The organism is Clostridium sp. 7_2_43FAA, from assembly GCF_000158375.2.
In the GTDB taxonomy this organism is placed as follows: Bacteria; Bacillota; Clostridia; order Clostridiales; family Clostridiaceae; genus Clostridium; species Clostridium tertium.
This window is the reverse complement of sequence record NZ_JH815222.1, coordinates 525,990-544,983: the sequence shown is the minus strand read 5'-3', so window position 1 is coordinate 544,983 and position 18,994 is coordinate 525,990. Positions and strand designations below refer to the sequence as shown.

General features: G+C 29.6%; 19 protein-coding genes. All 19 read right to left on the bottom strand.

Annotation, left to right across the window (positions count from 1 at the left end; genetic code table 11):
• Positions 1–56: 56 nt before the first annotated feature.
• Positions 57–695 (bottom strand): helix-turn-helix transcriptional regulator, encoded by a 639-nt coding sequence (locus CSBG_RS04135; RefSeq protein WP_008677338.1) that lies wholly within the window; start codon positions 693–695, stop codon positions 57–59.
• A gap of 204 nt (positions 696–899) precedes the next feature.
• Positions 900–1,520, bottom strand: a complete 621-nt coding sequence (locus CSBG_RS04130; protein ID WP_008677337.1) for a DUF4342 domain-containing protein — start codon at positions 1,518–1,520, stop codon at positions 900–902.
• 6 nt (positions 1,521–1,526) lie between these two features.
• Positions 1,527–2,276 carry a DNA repair protein RecO gene (gene recO, locus CSBG_RS04125; protein ID WP_035285008.1) on the bottom strand — a complete coding sequence of 250 codons (750 nt, stop codon included), beginning with the start codon at positions 2,274–2,276 and terminating at the stop codon, positions 1,527–1,529.
• Between the two features lie 9 nt (positions 2,277–2,285).
• On the bottom strand, positions 2,286–3,176 hold the full coding sequence (gene era / locus CSBG_RS04120) for a GTPase Era (RefSeq protein WP_008677335.1): 891 nt from the start codon (positions 3,174–3,176) through the stop codon (positions 2,286–2,288).
• A 193-nt stretch (positions 3,177–3,369) separates the two neighbouring features.
• Entirely contained in the window at positions 3,370–4,071 is a 702-nt protein-coding gene (locus tag CSBG_RS04115; RefSeq protein WP_008677334.1) for a diacylglycerol kinase, read from the bottom strand.
• 21 nt (positions 4,072–4,092) lie between these two features.
• The gene (ybeY, locus tag CSBG_RS04110) at positions 4,093–4,593 is read right to left on the bottom strand and encodes an rRNA maturation RNase YbeY (RefSeq protein WP_008677333.1); all 501 of its coding nucleotides are present in this window, start codon (positions 4,591–4,593) and stop codon (positions 4,093–4,095) included.
• Positions 4,594–4,681: 88 nt separating this feature from the next.
• Positions 4,682–6,748 carry an HDIG domain-containing metalloprotein gene (locus CSBG_RS04105; RefSeq protein ID WP_035285005.1) on the bottom strand — a complete coding sequence of 689 codons (2,067 nt, stop codon included), beginning with the start codon at positions 6,746–6,748 and terminating at the stop codon, positions 4,682–4,684.
• Between the two features lie 24 nt (positions 6,749–6,772).
• The gene (yqfD, locus tag CSBG_RS04100) at positions 6,773–7,912 is read right to left on the bottom strand and encodes a sporulation protein YqfD (RefSeq protein ID WP_008677331.1); all 1,140 of its coding nucleotides are present in this window, start codon (positions 7,910–7,912) and stop codon (positions 6,773–6,775) included.
• Position 7,913: 1 nt separating this feature from the next.
• Positions 7,914–8,192 (bottom strand): sporulation protein YqfC, encoded by a 279-nt coding sequence (gene yqfC / locus CSBG_RS04095; protein ID WP_008677328.1) that lies wholly within the window; start codon positions 8,190–8,192, stop codon positions 7,914–7,916.
• A 541-nt stretch (positions 8,193–8,733) separates the two neighbouring features.
• Positions 8,734–8,910: a 30S ribosomal protein S21 gene (gene rpsU, locus CSBG_RS04090; protein ID WP_003441547.1), complete on the bottom strand. Its 177-nt coding sequence runs from the start codon at positions 8,908–8,910 to the stop codon at positions 8,734–8,736.
• Between the two features lie 119 nt (positions 8,911–9,029).
• Positions 9,030–9,371, bottom strand: a complete 342-nt coding sequence (locus CSBG_RS04085) for a histidine triad nucleotide-binding protein (RefSeq protein ID WP_008677318.1) — start codon at positions 9,369–9,371, stop codon at positions 9,030–9,032.
• A 292-nt stretch (positions 9,372–9,663) separates the two neighbouring features.
• The gene (mtaB, locus tag CSBG_RS04080) at positions 9,664–10,968 is read right to left on the bottom strand and encodes a tRNA (N(6)-L-threonylcarbamoyladenosine(37)-C(2))-methylthiotransferase MtaB (RefSeq protein ID WP_008677315.1); all 1,305 of its coding nucleotides are present in this window, start codon (positions 10,966–10,968) and stop codon (positions 9,664–9,666) included.
• 2 nt (positions 10,969–10,970) lie between these two features.
• Positions 10,971–11,723: an RsmE family RNA methyltransferase gene (locus CSBG_RS04075; protein WP_008677314.1), complete on the bottom strand. Its 753-nt coding sequence runs from the start codon at positions 11,721–11,723 to the stop codon at positions 10,971–10,973.
• An 18-nt stretch (positions 11,724–11,741) separates the two neighbouring features.
• On the bottom strand, positions 11,742–12,683 hold the full coding sequence (gene prmA, locus CSBG_RS04070; RefSeq protein ID WP_008677312.1) for a 50S ribosomal protein L11 methyltransferase: 942 nt from the start codon (positions 12,681–12,683) through the stop codon (positions 11,742–11,744).
• A gap of 162 nt (positions 12,684–12,845) precedes the next feature.
• Positions 12,846–13,343: a thiol peroxidase gene (gene tpx, locus CSBG_RS04065; protein ID WP_008677311.1), complete on the bottom strand. Its 498-nt coding sequence runs from the start codon at positions 13,341–13,343 to the stop codon at positions 12,846–12,848.
• Between the two features lie 151 nt (positions 13,344–13,494).
• Positions 13,495–15,045, bottom strand: coding sequence for a nitrite/sulfite reductase (locus CSBG_RS04060; RefSeq protein ID WP_008677309.1), 1,551 nt, complete (start codon positions 15,043–15,045; stop codon positions 13,495–13,497).
• A gap of 184 nt (positions 15,046–15,229) precedes the next feature.
• Complete coding sequence (gene dnaJ, locus CSBG_RS04055) at positions 15,230–16,360, bottom strand: molecular chaperone DnaJ (protein WP_008677307.1); 1,131 nt, start codon at positions 16,358–16,360, stop codon at positions 15,230–15,232.
• Positions 16,361–16,472: 112 nt separating this feature from the next.
• Positions 16,473–18,329 (bottom strand): molecular chaperone DnaK, encoded by a 1,857-nt coding sequence (dnaK, locus tag CSBG_RS04050; protein WP_008677305.1) that lies wholly within the window; start codon positions 18,327–18,329, stop codon positions 16,473–16,475.
• 53 nt (positions 18,330–18,382) lie between these two features.
• A complete protein-coding gene (gene grpE, locus CSBG_RS04045) occupies positions 18,383–18,985 on the bottom strand; it encodes a nucleotide exchange factor GrpE (RefSeq protein WP_008677302.1) in 603 nt (200 codons plus the stop codon).
• Between the last annotated feature and the right edge of the window lie 9 nt (positions 18,986–18,994).

The window sequence follows — 18,994 nt, the reverse complement described above, 5'->3', positions numbered from 1 at the left end:
TACTAACAGTACTTTTGCACTGTAGTTACCCTAAATAAATTACCCATAGTCTTCTCTTAATTGCCTTCTCCAAGCTTAACAAAAAGCTTTGTTATGTTAGTTTTTGATATCTTTCCAATTATTTTAAATTGATTTTTTTCATTAGCTGTTGTTTCTATCTTTTCTACTATTGGAATACTATCAATCTCATGCTCAATAATTTTCTTTGCTAAGCTATAAGCACTATCTTCCGCATATCCACATATGATATTTGGCATTCTAGTCATTATAACCCCAATAGGAACTTTATGAATATCAGTTCCCCCTATAGCATTTTTTAAGAAATCTTTTCTAGAAACTGCACCTACAAGCACTCCGTTACTTTCTACAAACAATGTACCTACATCGTTTAAGAATAAGAATACGATTGCATCATACACTGTAGTTTCCTCACTTACTGTAACCGGTTTAGACATAATTTCTCCAACTAAAACCTTAGAAATATTTTCTAAAATTCTAGTATTTTGTGCCTCTCCTAAATATACATAACCAACCTTAGGTCTAGCATCAAGTATCCCTATCATTGTTAAAATAGCTAAATCTGCTCTTAATGCTGCTCTAGTTACACCAAGATGCTCTGCTAAAGCTTCGCTTGTAACAGGCTGTCCTTCTTTTACTATCCTTATAATTTCCTCTTGCCTTTGTGATAACTTCAAATTTATCCCTCTTTCTGCATTTACAAGGAATATTCAGATAATTTAGATTTGTTTGATTAGTTTGATATTTACAATCTAATTATAACATTTTCTAAAAGTTTGACTATACTTAATTTTCTGAAAAATTAGTCATATTAGCTGAATATTCCTTTTCTGTTTATTTTATTCTGCTGTATCTCCTGTTTATCTCAATTTTGCTTTAATTTAGTCCTCATCTTCAAAATTCACAGTATATGTAAATACATTTTCATCTACTTGCTCATTTTTATCAGATTTTGTTTTCTCATTATTATTGTCATTGCCCTTAAATTTTTCATTTTTAACTTCGCTTACTTTATCTTTAAACATATAAGCAACATCTGTAGCAGCATCCTTTATATCATTAGCAGCCTTACTTATATATTTATTAACAACTTCGACACTACCATCTGCTTTAGTTATTTCTATAGTTATTTGAGTTACCACTGCTGCAATAACAACAAAAGCTAATATAGGCGGAATAATGACAGCAATTACCCCAGCTGCTATCCCTGCATTAACAGGAACATCTACAAGTTCTTTACCATCCTTACTAACTTTAATCCTAGTAACATTTCCCTTATTTATTAAGTCTTTTAACCATTTCTTAAGCTCATCTATAGTTTCATATTTTTCTTTCTCTGGGCTATCTTCTATATGGTCTTGCTTAATTCCCTTTGTGCCTTCAATATATATTATTGCTTCTAGTACGTCTCCATTACTTACTTCAAGGGCATATTTTGCCTCTGCATAGCTTACACCAGTTCTCTCTTTAACTTGATCTACCTTTTCTAAAGTTATTTCCATATCTATTCACTCCTTTATATAATTTAACATTTCTAAGCTTTTTGGCTTTTTAGAATAATTTGAGGATATAATAAATGTCGTAACCTTACTTATATCTCTCTTTACATCCGCATTAATATTTAGTTTGTATATCTTATCCATAGGAGTCCTCATTAAAAATCTTATAGCATTATATGCAGGCTTTGAAATATAAATTCCATGTTCTCTTGAACATTCTTCACAAACTCCACCATAATGTGATAAAGATATATAATTAGATACCGATATTTTTTTTCTACAACTTACACAACTTTCTAAGTTTAATCCATACCCAGTTGCTTTTAATAATCTAAGTTCAAAGGATCTAATAAGCATTTCATAATCTAATGCATCTGTATTAAGTAAATACATACAAGTTAGAAAATCTTTAAATAGCCCCTCATTTACTTCTCCCTCTTCTACACATATATCTATTAATTCACATATATAGGATGAGTAAGTTAATTTATCTAAGTTATCCAATAAGCCTTGAAAAGAATTTGTTATTTTACCTTCTTGAAGATTAAATAAACTTTTCCCTTTAAATAAAACATACTCTCCGTAGCATAGAGGCAAAGTAAGAGATAAAAGCTTACTCTTACTTTTTCTTGCTCCTTTTGCTATAGCTGTTATTTTTCCCAAGTTATTTGTGTATAACCATACTAGTTTATCATTTTCTTTAAATTCTTTAGTCTTTATAACTACCGCATTTACCTTATGTAGTGACAGAAACACCATCCCCTTATTTTATTTAACCTTTTTATACCCTAGCTCTTTTAATAGGTTTTGATTATCTCTCCACTCTTTTCTAACCTTTACCCAAATTTTTAGATTAACCTTAGCACCTAAGAATTTTTCTATTTCATATCTTGCACTTTCACCTATTTTCTTTAGACATTGACCATTTTTTCCTATAATTATTCCTTTATGTGAATCCTTCTCACAAAGCATATCTACTTCAATGTGCCATGTTCCACTTGGACTTTGTTTCATTTGAATTATATCAACTGCAATTCCATGTGGTATTTCTTCTCTTAATGTTCTTAAAGCCTTTTCCCTTACTATCTCTGATACAACAAATCTCTCTTGTACGTCTGTTATCATATCATCTGGATAATATTTAGGTCCTTCTGGCATTGTTTCAATCATCAATTCAACTAATTTATCAACATTTTTTCCTCTAAGTGCTGAAATAGGAATTATTTCTTTGAACTCTAATTCTGATGAATACATTTGAAGAGTTTTTGCAACTCTCTCTTGAGTAAATTCATCAATTTTATTTACTACTAAAAACACAGGAGCTTTTTGGTTCTTTAAAGTCTCTATTATAAATTTATCTCCTCTTCCTATTTCCTCTTCAGGATTTATTAAGAATAATACAAGATCTACTTCTTTTATAGAATCTTTTGCTGAGTTAACCATGTATTCTCCTAATTTATGTTTAGGTTTGTGTATTCCTGGTGTATCTACGAATACTAACTGATGATCTTTTCCTGTTAATATTGTTTGTATATTATTTCTAGTAGTTTGGGGTTTATTTGATACTATTGATAGCTTTTCTCCCATTATATGATTTAATAAAGTTGATTTCCCTACATTTGGCCTACCTACTATTGTTACGAATCCTGATTTAAACATTTTTCCTCCTAATTATCTAAATCTTTTAGTTAATGCTTCTAGCATTATTTTTAAAAGTTTTAATTAGATACTTATCCTTATTTTTATTATTTTGTCTTTTTAATTTCAAAATTATTGTATCTTTTATTATATCATTACTTTTTCAAAATTAAAGCATTGTTAGTAAGATTTATAAAAGTACCAAGATACTATATTATATCTTAAATATAACAAATATCAATAATGTTAATAAAGTTCCAAATAGAGCCCCCACAATAACCTCCCAAATAGAGTGCACATTAGAATCTACTCTACTTTGCGCTGTTATTAATGCCATTAAATAACTTAATACTATACATATGGGTTCTTCTGTTATTAACGAAATTGCTGTTGCTATTGAAAACGAAAGAGCACTATGCCCGCTAGGCATTCCTCCTCTTAATGGCGTTCCTTCTCCAAAAATAGACTTTATTATTAAAGTAGCTAAAACTACAAATACTAATGCTATAAATATCATATAAGGTTCTGATTCTTTTACCTTGTGTATTACATCATAAGACAAATTAGATATCTTATCCCAAAATATTATATATCCTACAAGTAATGCATTTACAGCTGTAACTAATACAGCTCCTGCTGATGCATTCTTTGCTATTTTTGCTAAAGGATGATAATGATTTGTAGACATATCTATAGTTGCTTCTATTGCTGTATTAATTATTTCAGCTCCAAGTACTAATGTGATTGTGATTGCTAAAATAAGAAACTCTATCTTTGATACATCGAATAAAAAACATGCTAACAGCACGCATAATGCTGCAAATATATGAATTTTCATATTTCTCTGTGTTCTCACAGTTTCTATAATCCCATTTATTGCATAGTTAAAACTCTCCACCATCTTCTTTATTTTCATAAGCTCCCCCCACTTATAGTATTATCTTCTAATTTGCAATTTATTTAATATTTCTTCCTCTCTTTTTCTCATTCTTTTTTTGTCATCTTCCTCCATATGATCATAACCTAATAAATGAAGAATTGAATGTACTACTAAATAGCTAACTTCCCTTTCATATGAATGGCCATATTCCTCACTTTGCTCTAAAGCCCTTTCCAAAGATAAAACCATATCTCCTAAAATCAATTCATCTCCATCTTTGAAAGTTTCATCAAAATCATAATTTAAATACATTTCATTAAAAACTTTCTTATCTTCAAAATCTAACATTGGAAAAGATAACACATCTGTTGCTCTATCAATATTTCTTGTTTCATTATTTATTTCCCTTATTTCTTCATTATCAACAAATAATAAAGAAATTTGATATTGACATTCTACCCCTTCTTCTTTCAATGAAAAATCACATACATCGCTTAATCTTTCTATAAAATCTTCTGTAACCTCTAACTTATCTTGTCTGTTTTCAGTATATAACATTTTTATCTCCTTTATTATTTTTTTAAAATTAAAGGGAAAGGTATGATACCCTCCCCTATCAAATCCCTTATAAAATTAAATTGCTTAGTTATTTCACTTTCTTTTCAGTTGGATATTCGATTCTATGATGATATATTCCATCTAATGTCTTAAGAAAAGTCTTTCTTATAGTCTCTATATCTTTTAATGTTAAATCACAATTCACAAGCTGTCTAGAATTAAGTTTATCATTTATTATATTATTTACCATCTCTTCTATTTTACCCTTTGTAGGCTCATTAATTGACCTTACAGCAGCTTCTACACTATCTGAAAGCATCAAAATTCCTGATTCCTTAAAAGATGGAATTGGTCCTGGATATCTAAAATCCTCTTCCTTAATTTCCTCTGGTTTATCTGATGAATTCTTAAGTTTATAATAGAAATATTTAACTAATGTAGTTCCATGATGTTGTTCTATCATATCTTGAATTACCTTAGGAATTTTATGCTCCCTAGCCATTTCTAAACCATCTTTTGTATGTGATAATATAATTAATGTACTTAAATTAGGTGTTATCTTATCGTGGGGATTTTCTTTTCCCATTTGATTTTCTCCAAAAAAGTATGGTCTTTTTGTTTTTCCAATATCATGATAATAAGCACCTACTCTAGCTACAACTGGATTTCCTCCCACAGCCTCTGCAGCAGCTTCTGCCAAATTAGCAACCATCATACTATGATGATATGTTCCTGGCGCCTCCATTAATAGTTTTTTCATTAATGGTTGGTTTGGATTTGATAATTCTAATAATTTTATATTAGTAACTACATCAAATATCGATTCAAAGAAAGGTAATAGCCCAACTGCTAAAATTCCTGAAAGTAAAATGCCTATTGCAGTATATCCTGTCTGTATTAATATTTCTTTTATATTATTTGATGAAATCATACCTAAAGTAAATGATAATAAAGCTAGTATTCCAGTTATATAAATGGTTGAATATATTATATCATTTCTTTGCTGAACTTTTTTAAGACCTGTTGATCCAAGAACAACACTTAATATTGATAACACAACTACTGATGGATTAAATCCAACTATTATAGCTATAAATATTATATTTAACAAATTTACAACTAAGGATATCTTATAATCGATTAATATTGTCATAAGCATAGCACTACAAACTAACGGTATTAAATATGGAGAAATTACATTTAACCCCATTGAAATCAATATTATTATAAGATTTATACTACTTATAAGTATGATCATTTTAGTGTCATTAAATACTTCAGGCTTTTCTTTAGATATATATCTATATTGAATAAATAATACTAAAGCAACTAATATTCCTAAAGAAATAAATGAGAATAAGTAACTCTTTGTTGTACCATTATTTAAAAGACCTAATTCTTTTAAAATTTCTATTTGTCTTTCAGTTACTGGCTCCCCTTCTTTTACTATTATTTGATTTTTCTTTATTATTTCTTTTGGAACACTTTTTTGAGCTTCTTTAACTGCTTCTTCCATTTTTGCATTATCAACAAATTTATTTGGATTAATTTGAATATGGCATATATTCTTTAAAACATCCTCTAAGTCTCTATCTATATTACTATTAGACAATTGACTATCTGCTATTGACTTAGCTTCTAATAAATCTTCATATTTATTTTCTTCTATTTCTTCCTTATAAACTGTTTCTAATACATTTACTACCAAATGTTGTATCTCAGATGTCTTTTCCTTTAACTCAACTAATATCTTATACTCAGCATCAGTTAAATTAAATTCTTCAATTTTTTTTATTTCAGCTATCTTATCTTTTTCTTCCTTATTAGAAGAATTTTCAGATACAATCTTATTAAATAATTTATTAACATTTTCAATTGCTTGAGCTTTTACCTCACTTTTAACTATATACTGCTTATCTTCTCTTGCTTTAGCCATAGCCTCTTCTTCTTTTTGCTTAGTTGCAATTTCATCTACAGTATCAATAGGAGCTTTTATATCTACAGTTGCTATATCTCCAACTGAAAGATTATGCCTCTTAGGTGCAATCACTGTTAATAAAAGTAAATATATTACTAAAAACACAGTTAGATAAGTAAATCCTCTTTTGTATTTTATATCATCTTTTTTCTTTTCTTTATTCCAAAACAAGTCCATCACCCTCTAATCCATATAGTTTTTCTAATAATCTATCGGCTCATTATTTACTATATTTTGTTCTACAACAAATACTACATTTACTATTATATTTCCATCCGAACTATCCTTTGTGCTTATTATTCTATCAACCACTTTAGCTTCTCTAGTTAAATTATTATAAAGAGATTCCTCTAATTCATTTACTGCACTATCAATCGCCTCTTCTTTTGTGTATGTAACTGGAATTTCTCTCTTTTCAAAATAATTAGCCTTCTTTATAATTTTTCCACTCTCTTCTATTTTATCATACTCTTCAAAATCTTTTATAGCTTTTTTCAGATAAATTTTTTTTCCGAATACTTCTACGTATATATCACTATCTTTCTCTCCACTTCTTTTTAGCTCTGTCCCTTCTACTTTAATAGTCATACTCTTTTCATAAAAAGTATTTGCCATAACTACACCTTCTGGTACAACTTCATATGGATCTTCCTCTTTACCGTTAATTCCTTCTATAACAATATCACCAGCCTTCACCATATCTCCAACATGAACTGCTGATCTACCTGAAAAAGCATAAACTCTACTTACTTCCCCATCCATCTTTGCAACTAAATTTCCTTGTTTTTCTTCTTTAACTTCTGGTGGATTCACTTTCTCTTCTATAAATATCTTCAATGTTGAGCCTTCTATTCTAGCTCTTAGCCATAAAACATCCGAATTTACATCCTCTAGTTTCTTTTCTACATCTTTAACATCTATTTTATTTTTGCTTATCCCTGGCTTTATACCTATTTCATATAATTGTTGTCTTAACTCATAAGGTGAAACATTCTTTTTAGTAGTTATTTCTATACTCCAAACATAGGTAGAAAAATATAATAACAACGCAATAAATATCCCTCCTCCTATAGCTAAGAATAATTTACTCTTTAGTTTTCCTATAAAAAATAATATTCCGGTACTTCCTATGACTTTACTTTTACCATTCAATCTTTTTACAACATCAATTAAAACATTATAATCATTATAATCAATTGTTACTCTAATCGTTGCTACATCTATTCTCTTAACATTTATAACATTTATATTTTCATTCCACAATATGTTTAAAAGTCTTTCTGGCTTTAATATGTTAACTTCAACTACTACTTTTCCACTATCAAAAACTCCTGTTGCCATATTACACCTCGTATGATATAGATTTAAATTTTCCACTAATTGTTATTGTAGAATCCCCAATATAAAGTATCTCAAAATTCTCACCTTCAATATTAATGGCCTTTACTTTTGTATTTACTTTTATAACATTTCTCTCAAATAATATTATTCCTTTATGATTTTCTATCGTTATTTCATCATTTCCTATGATAGTTATTTTAGGAACATTTAAAACTATATCTTTAGGTAAATCAAAAGTTTCTGCTATGATTTCTCTGCTCTTCTCTATTTTTCTTTGCATAATCTTCTCTCCTTATATTTTTCCTAATAGTACTTTATGATAAAAATATATAGAAAATTACTTATAATTTATTTGAGTTTATAAAGTTAACAGTTTCAATGCCTTATAAAATCTATTTCAATATAACAAAAAAGCAAAAGGAACTAGATAAGTTCCTTTTGCTTTATTTATTAGTTAATATTCTTCTTATAAATTGACTTTATTTTGTCATAACTAAGCTAATTAAGACTTAGCTATCTTTTAAATGTTATTAACACCGATGGTGTAGCCGTTCCTTTAATAATTCTATCTTTTCTTTTATAACTGCTGAGGAAGGTACTCTAACAAGATCTACCTCTTTAGAATATCCAATTAATTAAATCCTGTTTATTCCCTTAAATTCAAGTATAATAATTCTTACACTTATTTTTGCTAAAATATATAACTATAGTCCTCAACCTTAATGTATTATAAACAATACATCCAGACTTATTGGATAAATTGTAGACTCCAATAATAGCTTTTAATTAAGTTCTATTAAAATTTCAAACCAAAATAGTTTCTACTTGAATTTTCTCTTTCTAGCAGCTTCTGATTTTTTCTTTCTCTTCACGCTTGGCTTTTCATAGTGTTCTCTCTTCCTAACTTCTGAAAGAACTCCAGCTCTAGCGCATTTTCTCTTGAATCTTCTTAATGCACTTTCAAGTGTTTCATTTTCTCCAACTTTTATTTCTGACATCTATTATCCCTCCCTCCGCTAGCTCAAATTAATTAATTTAACTCAGCTACGGGCTTAATAACACACGCTATATTATACAATAGGCACATCTTAAAGTCAACCTTTAGATAAAAAACTCTTTAGCCTGGTGGCCATTTTAATTCTCTTTGTCCTAGCACGTGAAAATGCATATGATCAACTGTCTGCCCACCATCTTTTCCACAGTTATTAACAATTCTATATCCTGTTTCAGCTATATTTAGCTCCTTTACTAGTTTATTAATAACTAAGAAAATATGTGAAATAATATTTGCATTTTCTTCACTTACTTCATTCACACTTTTTATATGTTTCTTAGGTATAACTAAAAAATGTATAGGTGCTTCAGGGCTTATATCATAAAAAGCTATGACCTTTTCATCTTCATAAAGCTTTTTACTTGGTATTTCACCCTCTGCAATTTTACAAAAAATACAATCCATAAATTCACCCCGTTTCTTTAATTGATAATGGTTAATTGATAATTTATAATTTTGGAGATAATTCAGCATAACCGAATTATTTTCAATTATTCGACAACTACTTTTACCTTTGCTTTTAATTATTGTTAACATTTTATTCTTATATTAGATAGCTAATGTATCATTAAACGAATAAGTTAACATAATTTAATTATAAACTTATTTTTATATAAAATATAATAATTATTCCAATAATTTAACAAAGTTAAATTATCACCTTAATTATCCATTATACATTGTCGACTACCAATTGTTATAGAAGTTTTGCTATTCCAATTTCATTTTCTGCTTCTGTAATTTCTATATCAACTATTTTACCAGTAACATCTGCACATGTACATGGTACTTGAACTTTTATATAATTTCTTGTATATCCTTCATATATACCATCTTTACCTTTTACTTCTGCTTCTATAAGTGCATCCATTTCTTTTCCTATGAATTTTTCTATGAATTCTTTTTCATTTTTATTGCTTAATTCAATTAATAACTTACTTCTCTTTTCCTTTATGCTTCCATCAAGTTGATCTTGCATATCTGCAGCTTTGGTTCCTTTTCTTGGACTATATTTAAATACATGAGTTTTAGTAAGCTTAATATTTTTTAAAAATTCATATGTTTCATTGAATTCCTCTTCTGTTTCTCCTGGGAAACCAACTATGACATCAGTTGTTATAGATACATCTGGCATAGTTTCTCTTAATAAATTTACTGAATCAGCATATTCCTTTGCAGTATATCTTCTATTCATTCTCTTAAGTGTAGCATCACATCCACTTTGTAGTGATAAATGGAAATGTGGACATAACTTCTTAAACTTCTTTATCTTTTCTATAACTTCAGGCGTAAAGAATGCAGGTTCAATTGATCCTATTCTTATTCTTTCTATCCCCTCAACTTTTTCTATTTCTTCTATTATGTCTATTAAATTAACACTACCTTCTAAATCTAAGCCATAAGAAGCTGTATGTATTCCCGATAAAATTATTTCTTTAAATCCATGCTCTGCCAATTTATTAACTTCTTCTAATACCTTTTTAGGATCTTTTGAACATACTGAGCCTCTTGAATATGGAATTATACAATATGTGCAAAATCTATTACATCCATCTTGTATTTTTAAAAATGCTCTCGTTTTATCTTGATATTCTTCTATATTTAATTCTTCAAACTTCTTATTTTTAAGTACACCTTCAACATGAACTTGTGACTTTCCTTCGTCTCTAGCTTTATTTACATAATAAACAACATCACCTTTGTTTCTTGTTCCAAGAACTACATCTACTCCCGGTATTTCTGAAACTTCCTTAGGTGCAATTTGTGAGTAACATCCTACAACTGCTACTGTAGCATTTTCATTTAATCTTCTTGCTCTACTTATAATTTGTCTTGATTTTTTATCACCCATATTAGTAACAGTACAAGTATTTATTACATATACATCAGCTGCTTCACTTGCATCCACAACTTCATAGCCTTCTCTAATAAACTTTTCGGCCATTGCTTCTGATTCATATACGTTAACTCTACATCCCAATGTAGAAAATGCAACTTTCATTATTAATTTCCTCCTAAATCTCCTAGCTCATATTGAACTAAAGAAGTAGCTACAAAACCTGCTGTCTCTGTTCTAAGGATTCTACTTCCTAAAGTTACTATATAAGCACCATTTTCTTTTAGTCTATTTATTTCATCTTCTTCAAATCCGCCTTCAGGACCAACTAGTATTCCAACAGTTTTTATTTTAGTTCTATCCAAATCAGTATGATTAAATAAAGTCTTAATTCCAAAGTTTTCAGCATTTTCGTATGGAACTATAACCATGTCTAAATTATTCATTTTATCTAAAGCTTCATCAAAGCTTATTGGATCCACAACATTTGGTATTATACTTCTTTTACTTTGTTTAGCTGCTTCTAGCGCTATTCTATTAAGCCTATCTAATTTCTTAAAATCACCTTTTAATTTTATATCAACTCTATCTGTTAAAGTTGGTATAAATTCAGTAATTCCAAGTTCTGTCCCCTTTTGAACTATTAAATCCATCTTTTGTGCCTTGGGCAAACCTTGAAACAAATATATTTTTACACTACTTTCATTGTTTATTTGAAGCTTTTCTTCTATTTCAACAATAACTTCTTGCTTAGTTATTGTTGAAATAGAAGCTAAAAATTCTTCACCATCACAATTATTTAAGACTATTTTATCCCCTTCATTTAGCCTTAGTACTTTATATAAATGTTTTACATCATCACCTAAGATTTTAGCTTCATTATCTATAAAATTTTCTTTAGGAGTAAAAAATTTATGCATTGTTCATTCTCCTTAAAACTATTTTACTTTGGCAACTATACAGTTCCATTCCCCATCTTTATTTATTTCTATTACTTCAAATCCAGTTTCTTCAAGCTTTTTAGTAACCATATCTACTCTATCATGTATTATTCCTGAAGTAATAAAGTATCCATTATCCTTTAAGACTCTTTTTACGTCTTCCGTTAAAATACATATAACTTCTGCAATTATGTTAGCAACAACTATATCTGCTTTTCCATCAATTACTTCTACTAAATTACCATATAATATTTGTATATTTTCCAAATTATTATATCCAACATTTTCTTTAGCAGATTCAACTGCAACTGGATCTAAATCAACTCCAACAGCCATTTTAGAACCAAGCTTTGCTGCTGCTATAGCAAGAATTCCTGAGCCACATCCAACGTCAAAAACAGTACTATCTTCCTTTACATACTTTTCTAAGGATTGAATACACATTCTTGTTGTTTCATGTGTACCTGTTCCAAAAGCCATACCAGGATCAAGCTCTACTACTAACTCTTCCCCCTGTGCATCATATTCTTCCCATATAGGCTTTACAACTATTTTTTCTCCAACCTTCGTTGGTTTATAATATTTTTTCCAGTTATTAGCCCAGTCTTCTTCAAACATTTTTTCACTTTCTACTTTAGCTACTCCTGTGTCAATTCCAAGCTCTTTAAGTTCATTCATCTTTTCATTTATATACTTTAATATCTCATCTATATTATCTTCTTCTGAGAAATAAGCTTTAACAACTGCAACCTTCCCCTTATGCTCTAATACATTAATATCTGCAAAATCCCAAGTTAATGGTCCTTGTTCTCTTTCTAATATGTCATTCGGATCTTCAATTGCAACTCCTTTACAATCTAATCCATAAAATATTCCTGAAACAGGTTCTAGTGCCTCACTTTTAGTTATAACTCTAACTTCTATCCAAGTTCCTTGCATTTAAATCAGTCCTTTCAAACATACTTTGACTAATTTATTATTTTACACTTATGTTAACTTTCTGTCTATATTTAAAACTAAAGTAATTAATTCCTTTTAAATAAATTAAAAAAATTAAAAGTATTTGGAACGACCCCAAATTACTTTAATTTTTAACATATATTATTTTGCTGATTTAGCTGCTTCTAAAACTTTATCATAACTTGGTTCACTTGTTATTTCATCAAGATACTCAACAAAAGTTACAACTCCATTTGAATCTACAACAAATGATGCTCTTGTTAATAAACCTAATTCTTTTGCATAAGTTCCAGTAGCCTTAGCAAAACTTCTATCTTTGTAGTCTGATAAAGTCTTAACTTTTTCTACTCCTTCTGATCCACACCATCTAGCTTGAGCAAATGGTAAATCCATTGAAACAGTATAACATGTTACTCCATCTAAACTATCTACTTCTTTATTAAATCTTTTTACTTCCATATCACAAACTGGTGTATCTATTGAAGGTACTGTTAAAAATACCCTAACACCATTTGTATCTTTAAGAGTAAATTCTCCTAAATCATTTGTTGTAACTGAAAAATCCGGTAGCTTATCTCCAACACTTAATGTGTTTCCTTCTAATGTTATTGGTGATCCTTGAAATTTTACTTGTTTCATTTTACCCTTCTCCTTACTTTAAGATTTCTATTCTATCTTTTCCAAAATCTCATAAAATTATATATTTCAATTATACTTGATAATTATTATTTGTAAATACTTTTTATTGCTATAATTTTCTGCTGTAAGTCGAAGGCAATTAATTAAATGTTTATACAGCGTATTTATTTACTATTTCTTTAAAGCTTTCTTCTTTTTCTTCTAGATATTCTTCAAATTTTAAATCACTAACTTCTATAGCTTTAGAAAGTTCATATAAAAATTCTGGAATCTTATTGCCTGGAATATCTCCATAAGAATTGCCTAAATTTGTTTTTCCTACACCAAATGATCCACCAGCAAACATAGTGAAGCATTCCTCAATTTTTTCTCCTACTCTCTTCTTCTTACCAGTAAATCCTATAGATCCAATTTGATGAACCCCACAAGAATTTCCACATCCTGAAATATAGACTCTTGGTAATACATCTGATTTATATTCTCTATCTTTAAAATAATCCATAATTGAGTTTAACATTCCTTGACTATTACATATTCCCACTTGACATGTTGGTACTCCTATACAAGATACACTTTGTTCTAAATTAGTTGTTGCCCCCATATTTTCAGTTAATTCTAATAGTTCTCTAGCTTCATTACCATTTAAGTTTCTAAAATAAACTCCTTCTGTCATAGCTAATCTAATTTCTATATCTTCAAAATTTTTAATTGTATCTAGAATTGCTTTTAAATCATTAGCAAGTAATTGCCCTCCAATTGGATGAAGATAAACACTATATAATCCTGTTTGTTTTTGGTTAATAATTCTTGGATTATTAATTTCTACCTCTATTCCTTTTTTATTACAAATTTTATCTTCAACTTGTATTTCTAAATTACCTTTTTCTATAACTTCTTCTATATGTTTTTTATAACATTCTAAGAAATCTTTCTCGCCCATTCTTTCTAAAATATATCTAACACGTGCTTTATTTCTATTTTCATAATTTCCTTCAGCCTTAAATAAGCTTACCATTGCTTCTACATAATAAAGTACATCTTTAGCTTCAATTAAATCACAATATTTAACTGCTTTTCTAGGATTTTGTCCTAAGCCTCCACCTAAATATATTTGAAAATACTTCTCTCCATCTTTATTAACTGCAACAAAACCTAAATCTTGAACGGTACAATGTGCTGCATCATATTCACTATTCGAAAATGCAACCTTAAGCTTTCTAGGAAGCTTATAAGTATATATTCTTTCTAAAAAATAATTCCCTACAGCTTTTGCATAAGGAGTTACATCGAACTCTTCTTTTGGATCAACCCCCGATAGCGGTGACATAGCAACATTTCTTGGATAATTTCCTCCTGCACCTCTAGTATATATATCATTATCTAAAGCTTCTATCATTAAATCACAAACTTCATCAATGATTAGACCATGCAGTTGTATTGCTTGACGTGTTGTTAAATGTATTTTATCCAATCCATATCTTTTTGCAAAATCATAAACCTTATACATTTCATCAACATTAGTTATACCTGAAGGAATCCTAAGTCTTATCATGAATTCTTTACCACCTCTATGAGCATATACACCAAATCCTCCAGATATATGCTTGAATTGCATTACATTTAATTCCCCATTTAGAAATTTATGTCCTTCTTTTCTAAATTCTTCTATTTCTCCATATAGAACTTCTTTTAATTTGTCCATTTCATACCACCTCTTTTATAAATTAGTACTATTGTTAATTATATCACTAAATATAATATACATTTATTGAATATTCCTATAGTAATAATAGGGAAAACTTATATTGTATATCATATCACTTTTAGTATTTTGTGCATATATCATATATTTTATAAAAAAAAGAATTAGCAACATGCTAATTCTTTTATTTAAATAAATCTTTAAATCCTTTTTTATGATGGGTTCCTTCACCAATATTTTCTCCACAAGCTTCCATAAATGCTTTTAAAGCATCTTTTTGCTTATCATTTAAGTTCTTAGGAATATCAACAATTACCTTAACATATTGATCTCCTCTGCCTGATGAATTTACTCTTGGAACACCTTTTCCCTTTAATCTAAATAAAGTTCCTGATTGTGTTCCTGCAGGAATTGTATATTTTACATCTCCATCTACAGTTGCAACAGTTATTTCAGTTCCTAGCGCTGCTTTCCCCATAGATATATGAGTATCTATATATATATCATTTCCTTTTCTTGTAAACTTCTTAGATGAAGCAACATTTATTCTTACATATAAATCTCCTGGAGGACCATCATTAGTTCCATGATCTCCTTGCCCTCTAAGCGGCATAACATTTCCCGTATCAACTCCAGCTGGAATATTAACAGTTATTTTTCTATTTTTTCTAACATTTCCTTTTCCATGACATGTAGTGCATGGATCATCTATTACTTTACCACTACCACCACACGTGCTACATGTTGAAGTACTTACAAAGCTTCCTAAAGGTGTTTGCCTTTGTACTCTTACTTGACCTTGACCATTACATGTTGGACAAGTTTTTGCTGAAGTACCTGTTTTAGCTCCACTACCTTTACATGAATCACAAGTTTCACTTCTATTTATAGAAATTTCCTTTTCTACTCCAAATATAGCCTCTTCAAAGGTTAAATTAACTGTATATTCTAAATCTGCACCTCTTTGTGGCCCATTTCTTCTTCTACTGCTACCACCGCCGCCGCCAAAGAAGCTATCAAATATATCTCCAAAACCTCCCATATCTGAGAAGTCAAAGCCACCAAACCCACCTGATCCAAATCCACTTCCGTCAAAATCCGCTGTTCCAAACTGATCATATCTCGCTTTTTTTTCTGGATCTGAAAGCACTTGATAAGCTTCATTTATTTCTTTAAACTTATCCTCTGCTTCTTTATTGCCTTGGTTTTTATCAGGATGATATTTTATAGCTAGCTTTCTAAAGGCCTTTTTTATTTCTTCATCTGAAGCTCCCTTTTGAAGCCCAAGGGATGCATAATAGTCTTTATTTGCCATCTATTTTCACCACCATTTTTTTACTTTATAAAAGGGAAGACGACTTATGCCTTCCCTCATATATTATATATATTAGACTAATAGGTTACAACTATTTATCGTCTTTAAAATATTATTTATCTTCTTTAACTTCGAAATCTGCATCTACAACATTATCATCTTGTGTAGTTTGGCTTGCACCTGCTCCTCCCATATTGTTTGGATCAAATCCAGCACCTGCTGCACCATTTGCATTTGCATCAGCATATATCTTTGATGATATCGCATAGAATTCTTGGTTTAATTCATCCATAGCTTTCTTTATAGCTTCTAAATCTTCGCCATCTTTTACTTTGTTTAATTCATCAAGTTTAGCTTGAACCTTAGCTTTATCGTCAGCTGTTACTTTATCACCAAGTTCTTCTAAAGTTTTAGTTGTTTGATAAGCAACTTGATCTGCATTATTTTTAACTTCTATTTTTTCTTTTCTCTTCTTATCTTCTTCTGCAAATCTTTCTGCTTCTTTTACTGCTGCTTCTACTTCAGATTCACTTAAGTTAGTTGAAGCTGTAATAGTTATATTAGCTTCTTTATTAGTTGCTTTATCAACAGCTGATACTTTAACTAATCCATTTGCATCTATATCAAATGTAACTTCAATTTGTGGAATTCCTCTAGGAGCTGGCGCAATACCTGATAATGTAAATCTACCTAGAGTCTTATTGTCAGCTGCCATTTGTCTTTCACCTTGAACTACATGAATTTCAACTGATGTTTGACCATCTGCTGCAGTTGAGAATGTTTGACTCTTCTTAGCTGGAATTGTAGTATTTCTTTCAATAAGTGGTGTAGCAACTCCACCTAATGTTTCAATTCCTAATGTTAATGGAGTAACATCTAGTAACAATACATCTTTAACTTCTCCAGTTAATACACCTGCTTGAATAGCTGCTCCAACTGCAACACATTCATCTGGGTTTACTCCCTTTGAAGGTTCTTTTCCAGTAAAGTTTTTAACTGCTTCTACAACAGCTGGGATTCTTGTTGATCCCCCAACTAATATTACCTTATTGACATCACTTAATGAAAGGTTAGCATCTGCTAAAGCTTTTTTCATTGGCTCAATTGATCTTTGAACTAAGTCATGAGTTATTTCATTGAATTTAGCTCTAGTTAAGTTCATATCAATATGCTTTGGACCTGTTGCATCTGCTGTTATAAATGGTAAATTAATGTTTGTTTGCATTGATGATGATAATTCAATCTTAGCTTTTTCAGCAGCTTCTTTTAATCTTTGAAGTGCCATTTTATCATTTCTTAAATCTATTCCATTTTCAGCCTTAAATGTTTCAGCTATATGATCCATTATTCTTTGGTCAAAGTCATCTCCGCCTAATTTAGTATCTCCATTTGTTGATAAAACTTCGAATACTCCATCACCAAGTTCTAGGATAGATACGTCGAATGTACCACCACCTAAGTCATAAACAAAGATTTTTTGATTTGTATCCATTTTATCTAAACCATAAGCTAAAGCAGCTGCTGTAGGTTCATTTATTATTCTTAATACTTCTAATCCAGCTATTTTACCAGCATCTTTAGTCGCTTGTCTTTCTGAGTCATTAAAATATGCAGGAACTGTTATAACTGCTTGAGTTACAGCTTCTCCTAAATAAGCTTCTGCATCAGCCTTTATTTTTTGAAGTACCATTGCTGATATTTCTTGTGGTGAATGATCTTTGCCATCTATATTAACTTTATAATTTGTACCCATATGTCTCTTTATTGATATTATTGTTTTATCTGGGTTTGTGATCGCTTGTCTTTTAGCTACTTGACCTACTAATCTTTCTCCATTTGCTTGGAATGAAACTACTGATGGAGTAGTTCTTGCCCCTTCTGAGTTGCTGATTACTACTGGTTCTCCACCTTCCATAACAGCTACACATGAGTTAGTTGTTCCTAAATCAATTCCTATTATTTTTCCCATAATTTATTTCCTCCTAAAAACTATCTTTTTAATAAGTTTAGTTAATATCAATATTAGTTAGCTACTTTTACCATTGTATGTCTAATTATCTTTTCGCCTCTTTTATATCCCTTTTGAAATACTTCAACTACTGAATTAGTACCAAATGATTCATCTTGAACGTGCATAACTGCTTGATGTAGATTTGGATCAAATTCACCAGTTGCATCTATTTCTTCAACTCCTAATTTTTCAAAGGATCCTTTAAAACCTTTTATAGTCATATCTATTCCTTTTTTGAAGTCTTCTACACTTCCATCAACAGCTATTGCTCTTTCTAATGTATCTAATACTGGGATCATTTCTTTTAATACATCTGTACACGCCTCTGTATAAATGCCTTCTTTTTCCTTAGTTGTTCTTTTTCTGTAATTATCATATTCTGCTGATATTCTAAGTAATCTTTCTTTTAAAGCTTCTACTTCATTGTTTAGCTTCTTATTTTCATCTTTTAATTTTCTCATATTATCTAGATCATTTTCCTTATCATTATTTTCTTCAACTATATCATCTGAAGATTGATCTGTTTCTGATTCAGTAGTAGAATTTACATCCTCATTATTTTCTGTTTCAACTGTTTCTTCTATATCTTCTATTACCTCTTTGTTATCTTCCACAACAACACC